Genomic DNA, 17,089 nt, shown 5'->3' on the forward strand with positions numbered 1-17,089 from the left:
CGGGGAGTAAAAGATGACGTGGTGGGGACAGCGGCGATCGCCGTCCTCATCGTTTGTACCCATTTGTACCAACACTGGTTGTCTATTCCTGTCGTAGTTTGAAACATGAATTTACGATGTTGTCGATATCGTATCCATGCAACCGGTGCTGCACAATTCTCCAGGATAAAAGGATGATGGAGAGGGATTCTGCCCATGGGATTCAGCGTTTCTGGGTGGGAGGGCAGGTAGGGGATTACATTCCCATTCCTATGAGGGGATTTGTTATATAAAGGATATTTTTACTTTAGTATCGATTATCCCTGCATAGTTTTTAAAGGTTAGCCTTTTTCCACTCATTTTAGATTAGGGTCCCTGCTACCCTATTGAGAGTTTCTACCGAAAAAGTTTGTTGCTCTACATCACAGAAAAACGGTGCATCTTCTGGATTGTGTAGAGCGCCCTTGTCCCGGAGATCCTGGAGGTAATTGTTTGAATATTGAAATTCATTGTGTACTACGAATTGGCCAGAGGTTCAGAAGGGGGCATTGTGGGTGGTAGTATGAGTGGAAAATTTCTACATACGGCTGACTGGCACATGGGTCGACTTCCCTCCCAAGCTTTGGGGGATGCGGATGTTGTGGATCAACGTTATAAGGAACACAGGCAAACACAAGCGTACATCCTGGACATGGTAGAAAGGGAATCTATCGATTGGCTTTTATTGGCTGGGGATATCATCGAACACGGTTGCTTACCGGCGCGGGATTTGCATTGGTTGGTAGACCGGTTGGGTTCGTTGTCTGCCCAGGTTTTGATCTCTCCTGGCAACCATGATCCCTTGCTTCCCGATAGCCCATACCGGCAGGTGATATGGCCTGCTAATGTTCATATTTTTGGCTCTGATTGGGACTATCGTTATTTTGCTAGTCATGATCTGATCATTTATGGTCGGGGATTTTCAGATATCCATGAACCCATAGCCCCCCTGCCCCCACGAATAGGGGACGGTGAGGCTGGGGGAGCGAAATGGCGTTTCCTCCTGGTTCATGCGGACATAACGTCATCCAATGCAGGCAGTGTATATTTTCCCCTCTCCCTTGGAGAGCTAGCGACCTCTTCCTTTCATTATGTGGCTCTAGGGCATGTTCATCGGCCATGGCAACGGGAATTAACCAACCCTGCGGGGACCATCCTCCGTTATCCGGGATCGCCCGAGGGACACACATATAGCGAAACAGGTCAGCGTACGGTAACCTTGGGTCACCTGAGCCCCCTAGGTTTACGGTTGACCTATCCGGTTGTTTCCAGATGTTCACACCATCAGCACACTATTGATTGGACAGGTCCTGTAACCCATGGGGAGCTGGAACAGAAGATGATAGAAGTCCTGGAATGTATGGATCCAATGGATTATCATTTGCTGCGTCTCGTGGGCCCCATACAGATCCCGTTGGATATAGAGGGTGGATTGAATACCCTGCGGGCGAGGGGATGGGCACGCGTAAGAATAGAGGACGGTACGCAACCGGTAATAGATCCTCAGACAGTGGTAGGTCGAGGGGGCCCCGCGGCGCAATTTGTAATCGAAATACAAAGGAAATTGCAGATGGCGTCCAATGAGGAGGAGAAGAATTGTTTAGAACAAGCCCTTCAGGTTGGGCTGCGTGCATTCTTTCCCCCTACATAAAGGAATGGGGTGGGGCCTGTGCGGATTGAACATATCGATTTGTGCGGTTTTGGCACCTGGATTGATCGGAGATGGGATTTGAAGCCAGGTATCAACCTTCTTGTTCTCCCCAACGAGGCCGGTAAATCAACCCTGTTTCGTGCCTTGTTCACCCTTCTGTATGGTGGTCAGTGGTTGGGCACAGGGGCTAAACGGTCCAGTAGGATGTTCTGGTTAGAGGGGGATCAACCGTGGCAGTCTGCTAGCCAGTATGGCGGCTCTGTTGCCTATTGTGTTCGCGGTCATAGATATCGAATTACAAGGGATCTGGCATTGGGTACAGTACAGGTTGAGGATTCTACCACGGGTACGGAAATTACGCAGCAGTTTTCGAAGCGCGCCCGCACGGTACGCTACGTACTGGATGAACAGATTGGTCTCTCCCCCGAAGCCTTTGCTAATATGGCCCTTTGGACCACTAGTATGGATTCACGGGGGGGACGGGGATCCACAACCCAGCGCAGATGGTACGCGCAGGGTAGTTTGTCGTTGATTCAGCAATTTTCCCAATTGTTGGGCACGGAAAATGTCGAATCTGTTCTGCAGAAGCTAAAGTCGAGTTATCAGGCTTTAGGAACGGTAGCATCCCCCAAAAAACCTCTGGGGCATGCGTATGCACAGGAAAAGGACATACGGGATCGGTTGGAGGCGTTACAGGGGAGCCGACATGGTTGGATCGTAAGGCAGAAAGAACTAGCACAGGTGAAGAGTGCCTGTCAGGCTGCTACCTTTCAGCGAAAAAAAATGGAAGAGAAAATCGAGTTTTTTGCCCAGAAGGCAAGGGGGATTAGGACGGAAAAGGAGCAACGGGTGCGGTGGTTGGCTGACAAACCAGATCCCTTCCTGGATGAATCATTGTATTGTAATTTACAGGAAAAACGCCGTCAGTTTCTACAGGCGGAGCAACGGATTCAGGAGATTCTATCCACCTGCCCCTTTCCCCGTGTGTTCTCGGGCACGTTGCAGGAAAACGAACGGGAACAATGGACAACCAGGACGCGCATGCTTCATGAGGATAGGATACGTTGGGATCATATCCGTCAAGCTCGATGTGAATTCCAGGAAAGGAAAAACCATTGGGAGGAAGTTAGGAGGGGGGTGAGAAACCGTTGGCTTTTCGGGTTATTTTTTCTGGCCATATGCGGTACGATATTGTTCTTTCTCGAGTTCCCATCCTCTGGTCCTGCATCATCCTACTGGGTTCGTGTGTTTCCCATCCTGCTTCTCCTCTTAGGTGGAATGGTGGGTTTGCGAAGGTCCTTGCGCCGCTATCGTGAGGAATTATTGGTGTGTCAACAGGGGCAGGAACAGTTGAGGACGGAGGAAAAAGTTTTTGTGCAGCGTTGGGGGATAGAGGACAATGTACAACTGCATAATTTAGCAGAGGAATGGCATTACTTCAGTGTGGCTTTGGATCAGGCATTGTATCAGAAGCAGGAAGCTGAGTTGGAATTACGAACTTTAACCGCTTCATACGGTGAGGATCCTCATGTTTGGCAGGATCTCCGTACTCAGGCAATCCATTGGGAACAGCAAGAACCCGAGAGGGGGGGAAGGGGTAACTCCTTGCCATTATCGTGCATAGGAATGGATCCCCCCTCCCCAATGCGGGAGTCTATAGTACGTAATCTCCTGTCTATGGCGAAGGCTAAGGAGCGGTATTGGGTTTGGCAGGGGGCCCGGTTAGAGGGTGATTTATCCGTACGAATACAAACAACGGAGGCTTTGCCGCAGGTGTTTGCAGAGTGGTCTAGGGCCAGGGATCATCTACAGGCATTGCTACGGGAGCACCGGGCTTTACAAATTGCGCTCGAAACCCTGCAAGATGTGGCTAAGAGGGAACAACCTGACGTAGCACAGTCGTTGGTTCCTTATGCGAGAGAATGGTTGGGAAAGATTACTTCACAACGTTATACGGGGTGGAGGATGGACGCCCAAAGGGGGTTTGCTAGTCAGGTTCGTTTGCAATCCACAGGGCGTTGGGTTCCGGAGGAACTTCTGAGTGTGGGTACCCTGGACCAAGTTTGGTTGTCCTTACGTTTTGCCTTCCTGTGTTTTTGGAGGGATAGGATGGGGATCTCCCTACCTCTATTTCTGGATGATTCCTTGGCACATTATGATGAATGGCGCCTGCAGAGGGTTTTGACGCTGTTAGGAGAATGTGCATTGAACCATCAGATCCTATTGGCTTCCTGCCAAAGGCGGGAACAGGACGGGTTGGATCAACATGGCATAACCTACCATTGCTTGTTGTGATGGGGAATCTCTGGCTATGGGAGCTAGAATAACCTCCGGTGATCCGGATCTTGATCCCAATCCATATCTTGTTGGGGATGGGTTTTGTCCATTGTGGGTTTACCCGTCTGCTGGAAGGTTTTCTGGATGGATTTTCTAACTTCCTGGTTTTCTCTTTCATCCTCCCCCTTCTTCCCCCTTTTTCTTGGTTTTTCGTTCGCCTCCGTCATCGCGGCATCATAGGCATCTGCGGTGGAATGGACGGATTTTCCGTGAGGACGCGGATCCCCCACAGAGGGGGGGTCGGTAGGATTGGGCATAGCATTGAGAAAATGCATGATGAACAGAACCTCCTCGGTTTCAATGAACTTTGTTTTGTTGCAAGGATACACTTTGTCGTCCTTTCTTATACAAGATGTATACGAATTTACTGCGGCATGGTAGGATGGGGTCAGTGCCCTGTATACTCACATAGAGAGTGGGGGGAGGGATTTCGGTGTTTTCAGATCTCTGGAAAAAGATTTCTATGGGTGCGGATTATGTAGTCGCTGGATTCGCCAAGATTTTTCTATTTTCCCTTGTGTTGTGGATGTTGGGGTTACTCTGGATTCTAGTACGTGAGGTTGCAAGCGACACACCTTTTTCCCTGCGTGAATATCTCCGGAGGGTATTCCGTGTTCTTATCTTCTCCCTTACATGGGGGGCCTATATGAGTGTCCCGATCGCTGCAGTTTTTTTATGGTATAGCTTCAAGGGAATGGAAAAAATTAATTCCATTGTTCTTTTTATTGATGCATGTTTTTGGGCCTATATTATATTTCATTTACATTGGATGCATCGCCATCGTTGGCAAAAATACGGATCGAAACGCCCCGTGGGGGAGGAGGGAGAACGGTCCATTCGGGGGCATGAGAAGGGGGAGGGGTTTCAGTCTGAACATCACCGTCCGGTTGAGAGTGAGGAGACAGAGGGGTTGTCGTTTCGGGATGAGTTGGGGGAGTCGTCCTTGCAAAGGAATGATGGATTTTCTGCTGATAGTGCAACAATCCGGGATGTGATAAAGGGGCCCCGCGGTTCTGGTACTAGATCACGTACCCCCTCTCGTGTGGCGGCCCGTATGGAAAGAAAGGGGAAACGCCCTTTGGATGACTGGCTAGGAAAATTTTAGTGGTTATATTGGATGAATGTACATAGTATAGGAGGAATGGGTTCATGGACAGGGGGCAAGGAGAATTGGGGCGAGAGAGAAGGAAACGTCAAGGAAGTTCAAAGAGGGGGGAGCATGAAACATCGGGGAAATGGGGCGATGTGGTCGTACGTGTGGAGTGTCATGAAAGTAATGATATTGTGTTGCGGATGCCCGCTTCTATGATGAAGGAATCCAATTGGGAGGCGGGGGAGAGGTACCGTTTTTGTGTGAGTAGAGGCTGGTTCTTTATGCCAGTCTCCTCCGCTCCCTTACCAAGGGATATCGATGGGGGAAGTACTGAGAGTTCGACGATTGCCATGCTAGAGGCTGTGTTTGCTGGGATAGGGAAACCAGTTTCCGAGGTTCCCATATCTGATGGGGGTCTCTCCCCCTCCAATGGAAAGAATAGGAAAAACCGTTATCCGAGGGAGAGAGATTCGAGGATTCGAAAGGCAGTACAGCGTTCTCAACGCCGTTATTCACAAATTTTTCGCCGCTGATATAGGGGAATTCAAGTGGGTACCTGGCACCATTTCCCTGGATTGCTGGGTATTCCCTTGTTTTTGGTAAAATTTGTTAAATATTTAATGAAGTTGTGTTAAAGTAATTCCATGGGAACACATTATACGCCGGCCAGAATGGCCAAGCTATTGGGTGTTTCGGTGGCCACCCTGCAGCGTTGGGATCGCAGCGGTGTTTTGAAGGCCCACCGATCGCCTACCAATCGCCGTTATTATACGCACCAACAGTATCTACAATATACGGGTGCGGCTACAAGACCGGGAGAAGGAAAAACGATAGCTTATCTCCGTGTGGCCCATCGCAAGGGCGTGTTGGAGTTACAGGCACAGAAAGAGAGAATTCGTTCGTTCTGTGCAATGAGAGGGTGGTGGATCCATGATTGGATCTCCGAGTTTGGGAGTGCAATGGATTGGAAACGACCCCTTTTTGGAGATTTGATGTTGGCAATCGAAAGGGGGGAGGTGTGTCGACTCATATTGGTCCATCGTGACCGGGCTTTGCGATATGGATTTTCCTGGTTTCATGGTTTTTGTGAGCGTCATGGTACGGAGGTCGTGATACTTCACGATGATTGGTTTTCCACGGATGAGGAATTTGTCGGTGATTTTATTCGTATCCTGCGCGAAATTGGGGATCGTTTGAAGGGGATGTGTGATGAAAAGAAATGGTTGCATGGGATACTATTACGGGAGGTATGTAGGGTTTTTGGGATGAATGGGCATTTGTATATAGATTTGAATCATAAGATGGGATTTCATGAAAAGAATATGAACCAGGTTCAGGGAGCAGAATCCTTGTATGAAGCCATTATCAAACCTTGCCCTTCCCCCTCGGCGAGGGAGGCCTTATCCAGAATTGTACAAAATGATGGGTAACTACCGTATGTCCATAAGGCCATCGGAAGGTATCGCTATGCCCCATAATGGTAAAAAATACCATTATGGGGTTTCCTAGCGTGGGAGGGTGGCTAAGGACAAAGGGGTACATTTTTATTGAAATAAAGTTTATATAGTATTTTATTAATAATTATATCTCATTCATGTTGCTTGTTTTTATATATATTCAATTTGAATTATATGTCAAGAATGTTGCTGATCCTGTGTTTATTGTCAGCGAATTTGGAGATCTACCTCTGTATTTATATTTAAAATAATTATATTATAATATAAATGTATGTTGAGGTCTTGGCCCTATATCCCCCTTTTTGGGGGGGCAATGGAAGGGGGCAACCGGGGTACACAAAATTTTTATAAATAAATGAAAATACCTGTCCCTGAAGGGGACAGGTATTCAACGTTGTTGTTGTTGTTCCGAGGGTTGTAGAAAAATCAGAACGATCTTGAAAATTTGTTCCTGAGAAAAAGGATTCTAAAATCAATGAACTGATAATTTCAGAGCATGTCGTAGGCGGGCCAGGGCTTTTTGCAACGAACGATCATCCAATGCATACGAGAGACGGAGATACCCGGGCTTACCGAAGGCCGTGCCAGGGACCGCAGCAATTTTTTCGGTAAAGAGTAATCGTTTTGCAAAATCGAAGTCATCTTCACCCGGGTGCAAACAAGATGCTACATTGAGAAAAACATAAAAAGCCCCATCCGGATGAAGAGAGGAAATATGAGGAAGATCTGTCAAGGATGCTTGTACACGTTGACAACGATCTGCCAGTATCTTTTTTGTCTTTACTACACTATCCTGGGGTCCGGTAAGGGCTGCCAGAGCGGCATATTGGGCAATCGAGGTAGGATTGGAAGTACTCTGGCTTGATAGGCGAACCATAGCCTGAATGACGTCCCTGTTACCGGCGGCAAATCCAATTCGATAACCCGTCATTGCATATGTTTTGGAAACCCCATGAATCCAAATGGTTCGATCCGCTACTTCCCTATCCATATGCAGGGGGCTTGTATGTTTTACACCGCTGGCATGTATGAGTCTAGAATAAATTTCATCGGATATTATCCATATTCCATGTTTCAAACATATTTCTGTTAGGGCGGCCAGTCGTTTCTGAGGGTAAACAACACCCGTGGGATTGCCTGGCGTGTTGAGTACTAGGACCTTGGTGCGGGGGGTGATGCATTGTTGCAAATCATCGGGATCCAGTAGAAAACGGTCCTCTATCTTAGTGGAGAGGATAATGGGTACACCGCCTGCTAGTTTGATTTGTTCTACATAGCTAACCCAATAGGGAGCTGGAACCACTACTTCGTCTCCCAGATCCAATAAAACCTGAAAGACATTGTATAATGCCTGCTTGGCACCCACCATAACCGCAATTTCATCGAAACTGTACTCTACTTGCCATCCCTGCTTCAAATCGGCCATAACAGCTTCTCGTAGGGGGAGAATACCAGCCGCAGACGTATAGGTGGTATGCCCCGTTGCTAGGGCTTGCTGCACAGCTTCTGCAACATGGGAGGGGGGGGACAGATCTAGCTCCCCGGCCCCCATGTTGATAACATCCTCCCCTCTCATACGCATTTCCTTGGCCTGTGCCGAAATGGCCAGGGTGGGCGACGGCATCAACTGTAAAGCCCGTTGTGATAATTGCACCACTCTCTATCACACTCCATCCATCCCTTTTGCAAAACAGATAAAAGCACAACCAAGGATCCACCCACCTCAGGAAGCTGTATATTTCAACAGGTGACGGCGAAAAGTTTTTCCATCTACACTTTCCTCCTGCAGCAAATGGGGTAGACAATGTTCTAAACAGGGCTGCATAGGAGCAAGTTTACGAGCAACGGTCATGGAGGTTTTTTCCAATATCCCCTGAACCTCGGTGTGCAGTTCTTCCTTGGTTACCAGACTCGGATCCACGACACCCAACCCCGACCAGCCTGCCATGATAATCTCCCGTGCTATTTCACAGGCCTGCTCATAATCGCCCTTGGTACCCGTACTGGTTTGTCCAAATACCAATTCTTCCGCCCCGGGACCCGCCATAATAACCTCTAGATTTTCCCGTAACTTTTGCTCCGTTAATAGACAACAATCTTGTGAGGCCTGTTTCCGATGTACATATCCCAACGCACGATCCCTTGATTGCAGGGATATATGTGCAACCGACCCCGGCGAAATGGTTTCCGACATCAGAGCGTGCCCTAACTCATGAACGGCTACACGGCGCTTTTCCTCTAGGGTTACTTTTCGATCTGTACGCTCACCCATCATCACTTTATCGAGAGCCATAGCAAAATGTTGCTGCTCAATATGTTCTGTCTCTCCCCGCATGGCATAAACAGCGGCTTCGTTCGCCAAACTCTCCAGCTGCGCCCCCGAAAAACCGAAGGTACCTCGTGCTAAAGATGGTACATCTACCCCGGAATGAATGGGTTTGCCACGCATATGCAGTCGTAGGATCTCCTCGCGGGCCCTCTGATCTGGTAATTGAACAGCCACTTGACGATCGAAACGGCCAGGGCGTAACAATGCCTCATCTAGAATCTCCCTGTAGTTCGTGGCGGCTACTATGAGAATTTTAGCATTTTGATCCCCTGTAACGCCATCCATTTCCGTTAGCAATTGGTTAAGGGTTTGATCATACTCTCGACTTTCGCCACTGCTACGCTTACCACCTATGGCGTCAATCTCGTCAATGAAAATAACCGCACCCCTGTTTTTCTTCCTGGCCAGTGACCTTGCTCTTTGAAAAAGCTGGCGCACTCGTCCGGCTCCAATGCCCGCATATTTCTCTACGAACTGGCTACCACTCATGGATAGGAAGTAGGAGCGGGTTCTATGGGCCACCGCCCTGGCCAACATTGTTTTGCCCGTACCGGGGGGACCGGTGAGTAGGATACCTTTAAGTGGGCGGATACCATATTCCTCTAAAGAAGACTGTGGCGATAGAAATTCCACTGCTTCCTGTAGTTCTTGTTTAGCCCTCCTGTGACCCGCAATATCATCAAAGGAAACGGAGGGGATTTCTATATTCTTTGACCCCTCCACAATGTTCCCTATTTCCCGGGACCCAGAAGGTCCCGATTCCCTGGTGGAGGAAACCAATAACAGCCAGATAACCCCAGCGCCAGCAATCACGAGGGGCCAGGAGGTATCCGTCCAAAAACCAACAAAGCCCAAAGTTGCGATCACCGCCCCGGCTATTATACTACGGAATGCCATAATCAGCTCAATCAGGAACATATTCTACCACCCCTTTCCACGGTTCCTGGCTTCCCCTACTGAGGGGGGGGGGGGTATCCACCCAACCTAGTTATCGTGCTTTTTATACAAATGAATTTCACGATAGATGGAATGATTCCCATTGGGTTCTCGTAGGGCTACTAATAATTTGTCTCCCATCAATCTTACTTCGCATCGAGATCCGAGATCATAGGCATACTGTTGGACGAGTTTGGGTAGATCGGCCCATTGATGTTGCTCTATAGCCCCATACAGGGGAAATTTTAGACTTTCCCACGCAGTTTGTAACGATCGGGTCGAATGAAGATCTAGCAACTGAATTCTAATTTTACGTTCTCTAGCTATCTCCTGAAGTCGGGATTCTAATGAAGGATAGTCGGACCATAGGGAGAACCCCGATCCCGTATATAATGATATCTTCAATTCCCGTGGGGATATACTCAAATCCTTAATTTGTAGATCGGGCATGTTATGGATTGTTTCTTGCACTGGTTGCCTTATGCTGGAATTCTGATGGAGGTAAAACCCCCCCACCAGGGAACCAAAAGTGAATAATGCGCTCAATATCCAATTGGTTCTGTTCACGGGGTTGTTCCCCCTCTCTTCTATGAATTAAATTTGGGCACCATACAGAGAATAAGGGTGCATTAGGGAATGGAACAATCAATCCAATGGTTCGATGGAGAGAGAATCCGAGGGGTATGAGGGGAGATATGTGACAACCGCGTATTCAGAACCCTTTTATGATATTATGTTAAACAGTAACATAAAATTATATAATTTAAAAGGAGCGAAAGGAGGAAATTAAAACCTCATATCGTAAATATACAACGAAAATATCAATATACGATCAGGGAAACTTAAAGATATTGAAGGATCGACACATCGGTTTATAGGAATTTACAAGACCGTTCTCGACAATCGGTACTTATACTATTTCCCTCTATAAAGTGGGGATTGGCTTTTTTTACATGTCCCTTTCACTAGTGTACATTTATTGTTGAGATCAAAATCCAACGGTGCAATGGCGGAACGGGTTCTAGGCAGCATTCGAACGGGTGTATGTGCATTCTCCCGGGGGGGTTTTTAGTTCTAATCTTCGTCCCTTCGCGGGAATATTACCCATATACAATATTTTATTTTATTAAAATATAAAAAAGTATGTTGGGGTCCTGATCCTATTTCCCCCCTTTTTTATGTATTTACTAACTATTGATTCTATCCTGATTTTTCAAAAATGGTAACAAATTCTTGTCCTTTTTTACTCATTCTTTGGTGGTTGCATTTCAAATTTGGGATGCAACCACTCCCGCCGGGCACAGTATACAGAAAATAGAGGTATTGCTAGTGTAGCGCTAGGTCCAAAAAAAGAGCGGAGGGGCGGAGATGAATAGGCTGATGATGGCAGAATGGCAAGACAATCTAAAAGAACAATCGGGAATCAAATGTGTGCAGGTTTCTCCCTCCCTGAGGTCAAATGAGTGGATATTCCAAAGCCTGAGAGCAAGCAAAAGACCACTCGGAATTCCTACCGTAGTATAGTTAAAATTGCTTAGAACGTCGTCAAGAATAGACGACCCTATTGGGAGCCCACTTTCCAAGCCCCGTCATACGGACACGAATGGAATAGACCGGGAAATTGTATGGCGTCTTTCATCCGTTTGTTTAGGGTTGTAAGAGCCCCACAATACCTAGTAGACAACAGACGGAGGAAATGGGCGAAACGAAAGTATAAGGGACTCGGAAGGGGATGGGGAAAAGCTAGCAGAGGGGGGTGTTTGCACATTGGCGTTCAGTCGGATGAATCTTGATCTTATGGGTCATAAGGACCGTATGATGCGAGAGTAGTACATGTGTGGTTCTATGAGGGGGTTAGCTGAGAGGGTAGGCCCTACTTGACTGTTATTTGCTGATTTCGTGCTGAATACTGGAATAAAGCAAGAATCCCTTTGGGAAATGCGCACACCCGTTTGGATGTTGTCCCCTATGGGTATCTAGTGTACATTTTTTTGTAGCCATTCCTGATGATTTTGTGGGGTCCCCCATTGTTTCTTTGATCAGCTTTTCCACCCCTTATTCATCTTTTCCCTAGCTAGCCAATTCACATTCAAACCCCCTGAAGAAGTTTTTATCGTATCGTACAGGACTATATATACAATGATTTGGACAGCTTGCTCGATTGATATTCCTAATTTTTGCAACTATGGTAAACGCTCTAGAGGGTAGTTCCCCATTTTTTTCGCAAATAAGAGCTGGTGAAGCGACACGGGTATTGCGGGGCATGAGTTCATATCCCCCTCTATACCCGTGAATTTTTATATTTTATGGATAAAGAGAAAAGAGGGGGATATGGGGAAAATAACAGGAATTTTTTTCATTTTAGACAAATCAGGGTAGAATCAATAGTTAGTATAAATACATAAAAAAAGAAAAAAGGGTTAGAGTCCAAGCATTCTTATATTTTTTAATAAGATAAAAATATTTTACATATGAATCCATTAGGGAAGTTCCAAGATGGAGGAAAATCCCTCTGAAAATTTCATTCAAGAATTCATACCCACAACGAGATGTTGCCATTTGTCTCCCATTCGGACCCAATTTCTAACTCCTATGGGCATCAGATGGGGTCCATAAACAATATACACTCATATAATCATATGAATAATAGAAAAAAACAGAACATAATCTTCCATACATTTTCTCTTGGAGGATTGGAGGATAATCATTTTATGAAACATTGGATCGGTAGGAATTCGGGTTGTATCCACTATAAAAACAATGGAAAAATACGAAATACAATCACCCATACTCCCTCCCCCAGAAGATCGGAGGGCAATCGTTTCGTAAAACATTGGATTGGTAGAAAATCAGTTTATATAAATAGTGATTACAGAGATCAACACAATCACCATAATTCTAGCCGAACCACTTTATATCGCAATTGTGAAAAATGCGACAATAACCAATATGAAGAATTTGACAATGACCATTGTGAAGAATTTGACAATAACCATTGTTGCGATTGTTGTCTATGTAACCGTTGCAAATGTAGGGTAACCGGTCCTACAGGTCCTACAGGTCCTACAGGTCGTACGGGTTCTACAGGTCGTACGGGTCCTACAGGTCCTACAGGTCGTACGGGTTCTACAGGTCGTACGGGTCCTACAGGTCCTACAGGTCCTACAGGTCCTACAGGTCCTACAGGTCGTACGGGTTTTACAGGTCGTACGGGTTCTACAGGTTCCACAGGTCGTACGGGTCCTACAGGTTCCACAGGTCGTACGGGTTCTACGGGTTCCACGGGTCGTACGGGTCCTACAGGTTCCACAGGTCGTACGGGTTCTACAGGTTCCACAGGTCGTACGGGTTCTACAGGTTCCACAGGTCGTACGGGTCCTACAGGTCGCACGGGTCCTACAGGTTCCACAGGTCGTACGGGTCCTACAGGTCCCACAGGACCTGCGAGTTCTAACACGGGTTCTACGGGCCCTACAGGGGCAACGGGTTTTGGTGCCACGGGCCCCACGGGGGCAACGGGTTTTGGTGCTACGGGGCCACAGGGACCAACGGGACCTCAAGGTCCGGCTGGTTGCTGTTGTTGTTGCTGTATCCCGGGCCCTACAGGTTCTACAGGTCCTACAGGTCCTACAGGTCTCACAGGAGCAACGGGTCCTGGTACCACGGGTTCCACAGGTCCCACAGGAGCAACGGGTCTTGGTGTCACGGGTGCCACAGGTCCCACAGGAGCAACGGGTTTTGGTGTCACGGGTGCCACGGGTGCCACAGGTCCCACAGGAGCAACGGGTTTTGGTGCCACGGGTGCCACGGGTCCCACGGGAGCAACGGGTCTTGGTGTCACGGGTAACACAGGTCCCACAGGAGCAACAGGTTTTGGTGTCACGGGTGCCACAGGTCCCACGGGAGCAACGGGTTTTGGTGCCACGGGTGCCACGGGTGCCACGGGTGCCACGGGTGCCACGGGTGCCACGGGTGCCACGGGTGCCACAGGTCCCACAGGAGCAACGGGTTTTGGTGCCACGGGTGCCACGGGTGCCACAGGTCCCACAGGAGCAACGGGTTTTGGTGCCACGGGTGCCACGGGTGCTACGGGTGCCACAGGTCCCACAGGAGCAACGGGTCTTGGTGCCACGGGAGTAACGGGTCTTGGTGTCACGGGTGCCACAGGTCCCACAGGAGCAACGGGTCTTGGTGTCACGGGTGCCACAGGTCCCACAGGAGCAACGGGTCTTGGTACCACGGGTGCCACAGGTCCCACAGGAGCAACGGGTCTTGGTGCCACGGGTGCCACAGGTCCCACAGGAGCAACGGGTTTTGGTGCCACGGGTGCCACGGGTGCCACGGGTGCCACAGGTCCCACAGGAGCAACGGGTCTTGGTGCCACGGGAGTAACGGGTCTTGGTGTCACGGGTGCCACAGGTCCCACAGGAGCAACGGGTCTTGGTGTCACGGGTGCCACAGGTCTCACAGGAGCAACGGGTCTTGGTGTCACGGGTGCCACAGGTCCCACAGGAGCAACGGGTTTTGGTGTCACGGGTAACACAGGTCCCACAGGAGCAACAGGTTTTGGTGCCACAGGTCCCACAGGGGCAACGGGTCTTGGTGTCACGGGTGCCACAGGTCCAACAGGGGCAACGGGTCTTGGTGTTACGGGTGCCACAGGTCCCACAGGAGCAACGGGTTTTGGTGTCACGGGTAACACAGGTCCCACAGGAGCAACAGGTTTTGGTGCCACAGGTCCCACAGGGGCAACGGGTCTTGGTGTCACGGGTGCCACAGGTCCAACAGGGGCAACGGGTCTTGGTGTTACGGGTGCCACAGGTCCCACAGGGGCAACGGGTCTTGGTGTCACGGGTGCCACAGGTCCAACAGGAGCAACAGGTTTTGGTGCCACGGGTGCCACGGGTGCCACGGGTGCCACGGGTGCCACGGGTGCCACGGGTGCCACGGGTGCCACGGGTGCCACAGGTCCAACAGGAGCAACGGGTCTTGGTGTCACGGGTGCCACAGGTCCCACAGGAGCAACGGGTCTTGGTGTCACGGGTGCCACAGGTCCCACAGGAGCAACGGGTCTTGGTGTTACGGGTGCCACAGGTCCCACAGGGGCAACGGGTCTTGGTGTCACGGGTGCCACAGGTCCCACAGGGGCAACGGGTCTTGGTGTCACGGGTTCCACAGGTCCAACAGGAGCAACGGGTCTTGGTGTCACGGGTGCCACAGGTCCCACAGGAGCAACGGGTCTTGGTGTCACGGGTGCCACAGGTCCAACAGGAGCAACGGGTCTTGGTGTCACGGGTGCCACAGGTCCCACAGGGGCAACGGGTCTTGGTGTCACGGGTTCCACAGGTCCCACAGGGGCAACGGGTCTTGGTGTCACGGGTGCCACAGGTCCAACAGGAGCAACGGGTCTTGGTGTCACGGGTGCCACAGGTCCAACAGGGGCAACGGGTCTTGGTACCACGGGTAACACAGGGGTCACAGGTACTACAGGTGCCACGGGTCCACAAGGGCCGACAGGTCCTCAGGGGCCAGTTTGTTGCTGTTGTTGTTGTGTCCTGGGTACCACGGCTCTCACAGGAGCAACAGGGGCAACAGGGGCAACAGGGGCAACAGGGGCAACAGGTTCCGGTGTTACGGGTTCCACAGGGCCACAGGGTCCAACAGGTCCTTCCGGCGGGCCCCCGGGTCCCATAGGGGCAACGGGGGCAACAGGAGCAACAGGTCCAACAGGGGCAACAGGGACAACAGGACCACAGGGGTCCACGGGACCAACTGGAGAACGAGGGGCAACGGGTTCCACAGGGTCAGTGGGAACGACAGGGGCAACGGGTCCTACAACTACTCGTGATAATGCCCAATTTGAAAGTCTCTTCTGCGGAGGGCTATCCATTCCACCCGCTTCAACAATTCCCATTAACATTGTAATTTCCATGCATGGAACATCTATAAGTCTTGTACCTCCTTGCATTTACTTGCAATCCTGTCAACAGTATCTTGTCATTACGGAGTTAAAGGGGACCCCCCAGCCTCACGATTTACTCACCCTGACCTATCAATTGAATGAGGTCTTAGTACCAGGGAGCCTTGTTAGTTCAACTGCTCCGGGTAAGACGGATCTCATAACTAGCTCGTTGATCGTGAATACGTCCTCATGCCCAGGGGAGGCCTCACAGGTTTTTTGTGCTATTAACAGTAGTATGGCCTCTATTACCCTGTTCAGCATTGATATAAGTGTAGTGAAATTGAGTTGATGATAGTAAATGATACGTAATTTTTGATAATTTATTTTAACATTTAATTAATTTTATATATAGGCTCCCTTGTTGTTCCGGGAATATACTTGTTCCCCTTCGTGTAATTTTAGTAATTTTTACAATTTATAGTCCGTAGTATACGCAAAATCCTCGGGGGCCCTCCCTGAGGATTTTACAAAAGATATACCAAGCTATAACTATGATTCTCCTTGAATATGAATTACTATAATATATTTATTATTTTATGAATATAAAGGTTAGAAATCAATTCTTCTCCCTTTGATTGGGTAGCGTGGTGCATTTCATGGGTGTCCGGTCAGAGGTATGGATAGCATCCTGGCAGTGGTTATCTAGACACGCCCTACCCTTAGCTTTATGCTTACCATCATACAATAACAACGTACTTACTTTGCTAACCAATATACATGATAGATATTATTGGTTATAAACATAGATACACTCGATTGAAAAATTCGAATAGGTTCCCGTAGATTCAGGAGTTTTGCTGGAAACTTTGGATACCACACCCAGTATTGTCCGCTGGGGAGTCGATTAGAGTTATGGGATGGAAAGATCGGAGGGGAGGGTTTATGGTGCTTGGATGATATTTTTTGGCTACGGGAAAATTATGATGCGAATCACCATATCGTAATCAGGGGGATATCCCCTTGATTTGGGGAAAATGATTCCCGGGATTTCCCGCCCTACTTCGCAATTTTCTTTGCGGGATAAAAATGGCTTGCGTACTGATTTTGGCAGGTGATAAAATAGACTCGATATCGTGTAGTGTGCGGTGGTGGTGCCCCCTTACGTAGTCCTGTGTGCGATCAGGGTTCATGAGGGAACAATTTTTCCGTTGCTAGCCAGGGAGTGGGCCGATGCCCACTCTTTGCTTTTCCTGGTATTTCCCTTGGGCGCCATGTTTATGGGTCACAGGGGGTATTGGGGTGCGTAATGAGTGGGGGAAGGCCTAGGAGAGTCGGTTGGGTTGCTCATACGGTTTCGAGTTGGATG

General features: G+C 49.0%; 10 protein-coding genes. 6 read left to right on the forward strand and 4 right to left on the reverse strand.

Going from position 1 to position 17,089, the window contains the following annotated elements; all coding sequences use genetic code 11:
• Window positions 1-478: 478 nt before the first annotated feature.
• Both PPRES148_RS07580 and PPRES148_RS07585 read left to right on the forward strand, forming a co-directional pair.
• Complete coding sequence (locus PPRES148_RS07580; RefSeq protein WP_149453921.1) at window positions 479-1,669, forward strand: metallophosphoesterase family protein; 1,191 nt, start codon at window positions 479-481, stop codon at window positions 1,667-1,669.
• Between the two features lie 18 nt (window positions 1,670-1,687).
• Complete coding sequence (locus PPRES148_RS07585; RefSeq protein WP_187820830.1) at window positions 1,688-3,964, forward strand: ATP-binding protein; 2,277 nt, start codon at window positions 1,688-1,690, stop codon at window positions 3,962-3,964.
• Between the two features lie 23 nt (window positions 3,965-3,987).
• Here PPRES148_RS07585 and PPRES148_RS07590 read toward each other — a convergent pair whose 3' ends face one another.
• Window positions 3,988-4,281, reverse strand: coding sequence for a hypothetical protein (locus PPRES148_RS07590; RefSeq protein ID WP_149453923.1), 294 nt, complete (start codon window positions 4,279-4,281; stop codon window positions 3,988-3,990).
• A gap of 158 nt (window positions 4,282-4,439) precedes the next feature.
• Here PPRES148_RS07590 and PPRES148_RS07595 point away from each other — a divergent pair, with 158 nt between their 5' ends.
• The 3 genes from PPRES148_RS07595 to PPRES148_RS07605 all read left to right on the forward strand — a co-directional run bounded on the left by PPRES148_RS07595 (window position 4,440) and on the right by PPRES148_RS07605 (window position 6,529).
• Complete coding sequence (locus tag PPRES148_RS07595) at window positions 4,440-5,111, forward strand: hypothetical protein (protein WP_149453924.1); 672 nt, start codon at window positions 4,440-4,442, stop codon at window positions 5,109-5,111.
• A 44-nt stretch (window positions 5,112-5,155) separates the two neighbouring features.
• Window positions 5,156-5,632 (forward strand): hypothetical protein, encoded by a 477-nt coding sequence (locus PPRES148_RS07600; RefSeq protein WP_149453925.1) that lies wholly within the window; start codon window positions 5,156-5,158, stop codon window positions 5,630-5,632.
• A 111-nt stretch (window positions 5,633-5,743) separates the two neighbouring features.
• A complete protein-coding gene (locus tag PPRES148_RS07605; RefSeq protein WP_149453926.1) occupies window positions 5,744-6,529 on the forward strand; it encodes an IS607 family transposase in 786 nt (261 codons plus the stop codon).
• A gap of 499 nt (window positions 6,530-7,028) precedes the next feature.
• On the opposite strand, the gene PPRES148_RS07610 is transcribed toward PPRES148_RS07605, so the two are convergent.
• The 3 genes from PPRES148_RS07610 to PPRES148_RS07620 all read right to left on the reverse strand — a co-directional run bounded on the left by PPRES148_RS07610 (window position 7,029) and on the right by PPRES148_RS07620 (window position 10,388).
• On the reverse strand, window positions 7,029-8,213 hold the full coding sequence (locus tag PPRES148_RS07610) for a pyridoxal phosphate-dependent aminotransferase (RefSeq protein ID WP_149453927.1): 1,185 nt from the start codon (window positions 8,211-8,213) through the stop codon (window positions 7,029-7,031).
• Window positions 8,214-8,279: 66 nt separating this feature from the next.
• Entirely contained in the window at window positions 8,280-9,803 is a 1,524-nt protein-coding gene (locus PPRES148_RS07615) for an AAA family ATPase (RefSeq protein ID WP_223128003.1), read from the reverse strand.
• A 66-nt stretch (window positions 9,804-9,869) separates the two neighbouring features.
• Complete coding sequence (locus PPRES148_RS07620; RefSeq protein WP_149453928.1) at window positions 9,870-10,388, reverse strand: hypothetical protein; 519 nt, start codon at window positions 10,386-10,388, stop codon at window positions 9,870-9,872.
• Between the two features lie 2,144 nt (window positions 10,389-12,532).
• On the opposite strand from PPRES148_RS07620, the gene PPRES148_RS13020 reads away from it, so the two are divergent.
• Complete coding sequence (locus PPRES148_RS13020; protein ID WP_149453929.1) at window positions 12,533-16,072, forward strand: beta strand repeat-containing protein; 3,540 nt, start codon at window positions 12,533-12,535, stop codon at window positions 16,070-16,072.
• Window positions 16,073-17,089: the final 1,017 nt, after the last annotated feature.

The organism is Pasteuria penetrans (assembly GCF_900538055.1).
GTDB classification, from domain to species: domain Bacteria; phylum Bacillota; class Bacilli; order Thermoactinomycetales; family Thermoactinomycetaceae; genus Pasteuria; species Pasteuria penetrans.

Coding starts and splice junctions, on each gene's coding strand:
- PPRES148_RS13020 (WP_149453929.1), top strand. CDS start 12,533: ATGAAACATTGGATCGGTAGGAATTCGGGTTGTATCCACTATAAAAAC.
- PPRES148_RS07605 (WP_149453926.1), top strand. CDS start 5,744: ATGGGAACACATTATACGCCGGCCAGAATGGCCAAGCTATTGGGTGTT.
- PPRES148_RS07590 (WP_149453923.1), bottom strand. CDS start 4,281: ATGCATTTTCTCAATGCTATGCCCAATCCTACCGACCCCCCCTCTGTG.
- PPRES148_RS07600 (WP_149453925.1), top strand. CDS start 5,156: ATGGACAGGGGGCAAGGAGAATTGGGGCGAGAGAGAAGGAAACGTCAA.
- PPRES148_RS07615 (WP_223128003.1), bottom strand. CDS start 9,803: ATGTTCCTGATTGAGCTGATTATGGCATTCCGTAGTATAATAGCCGGG.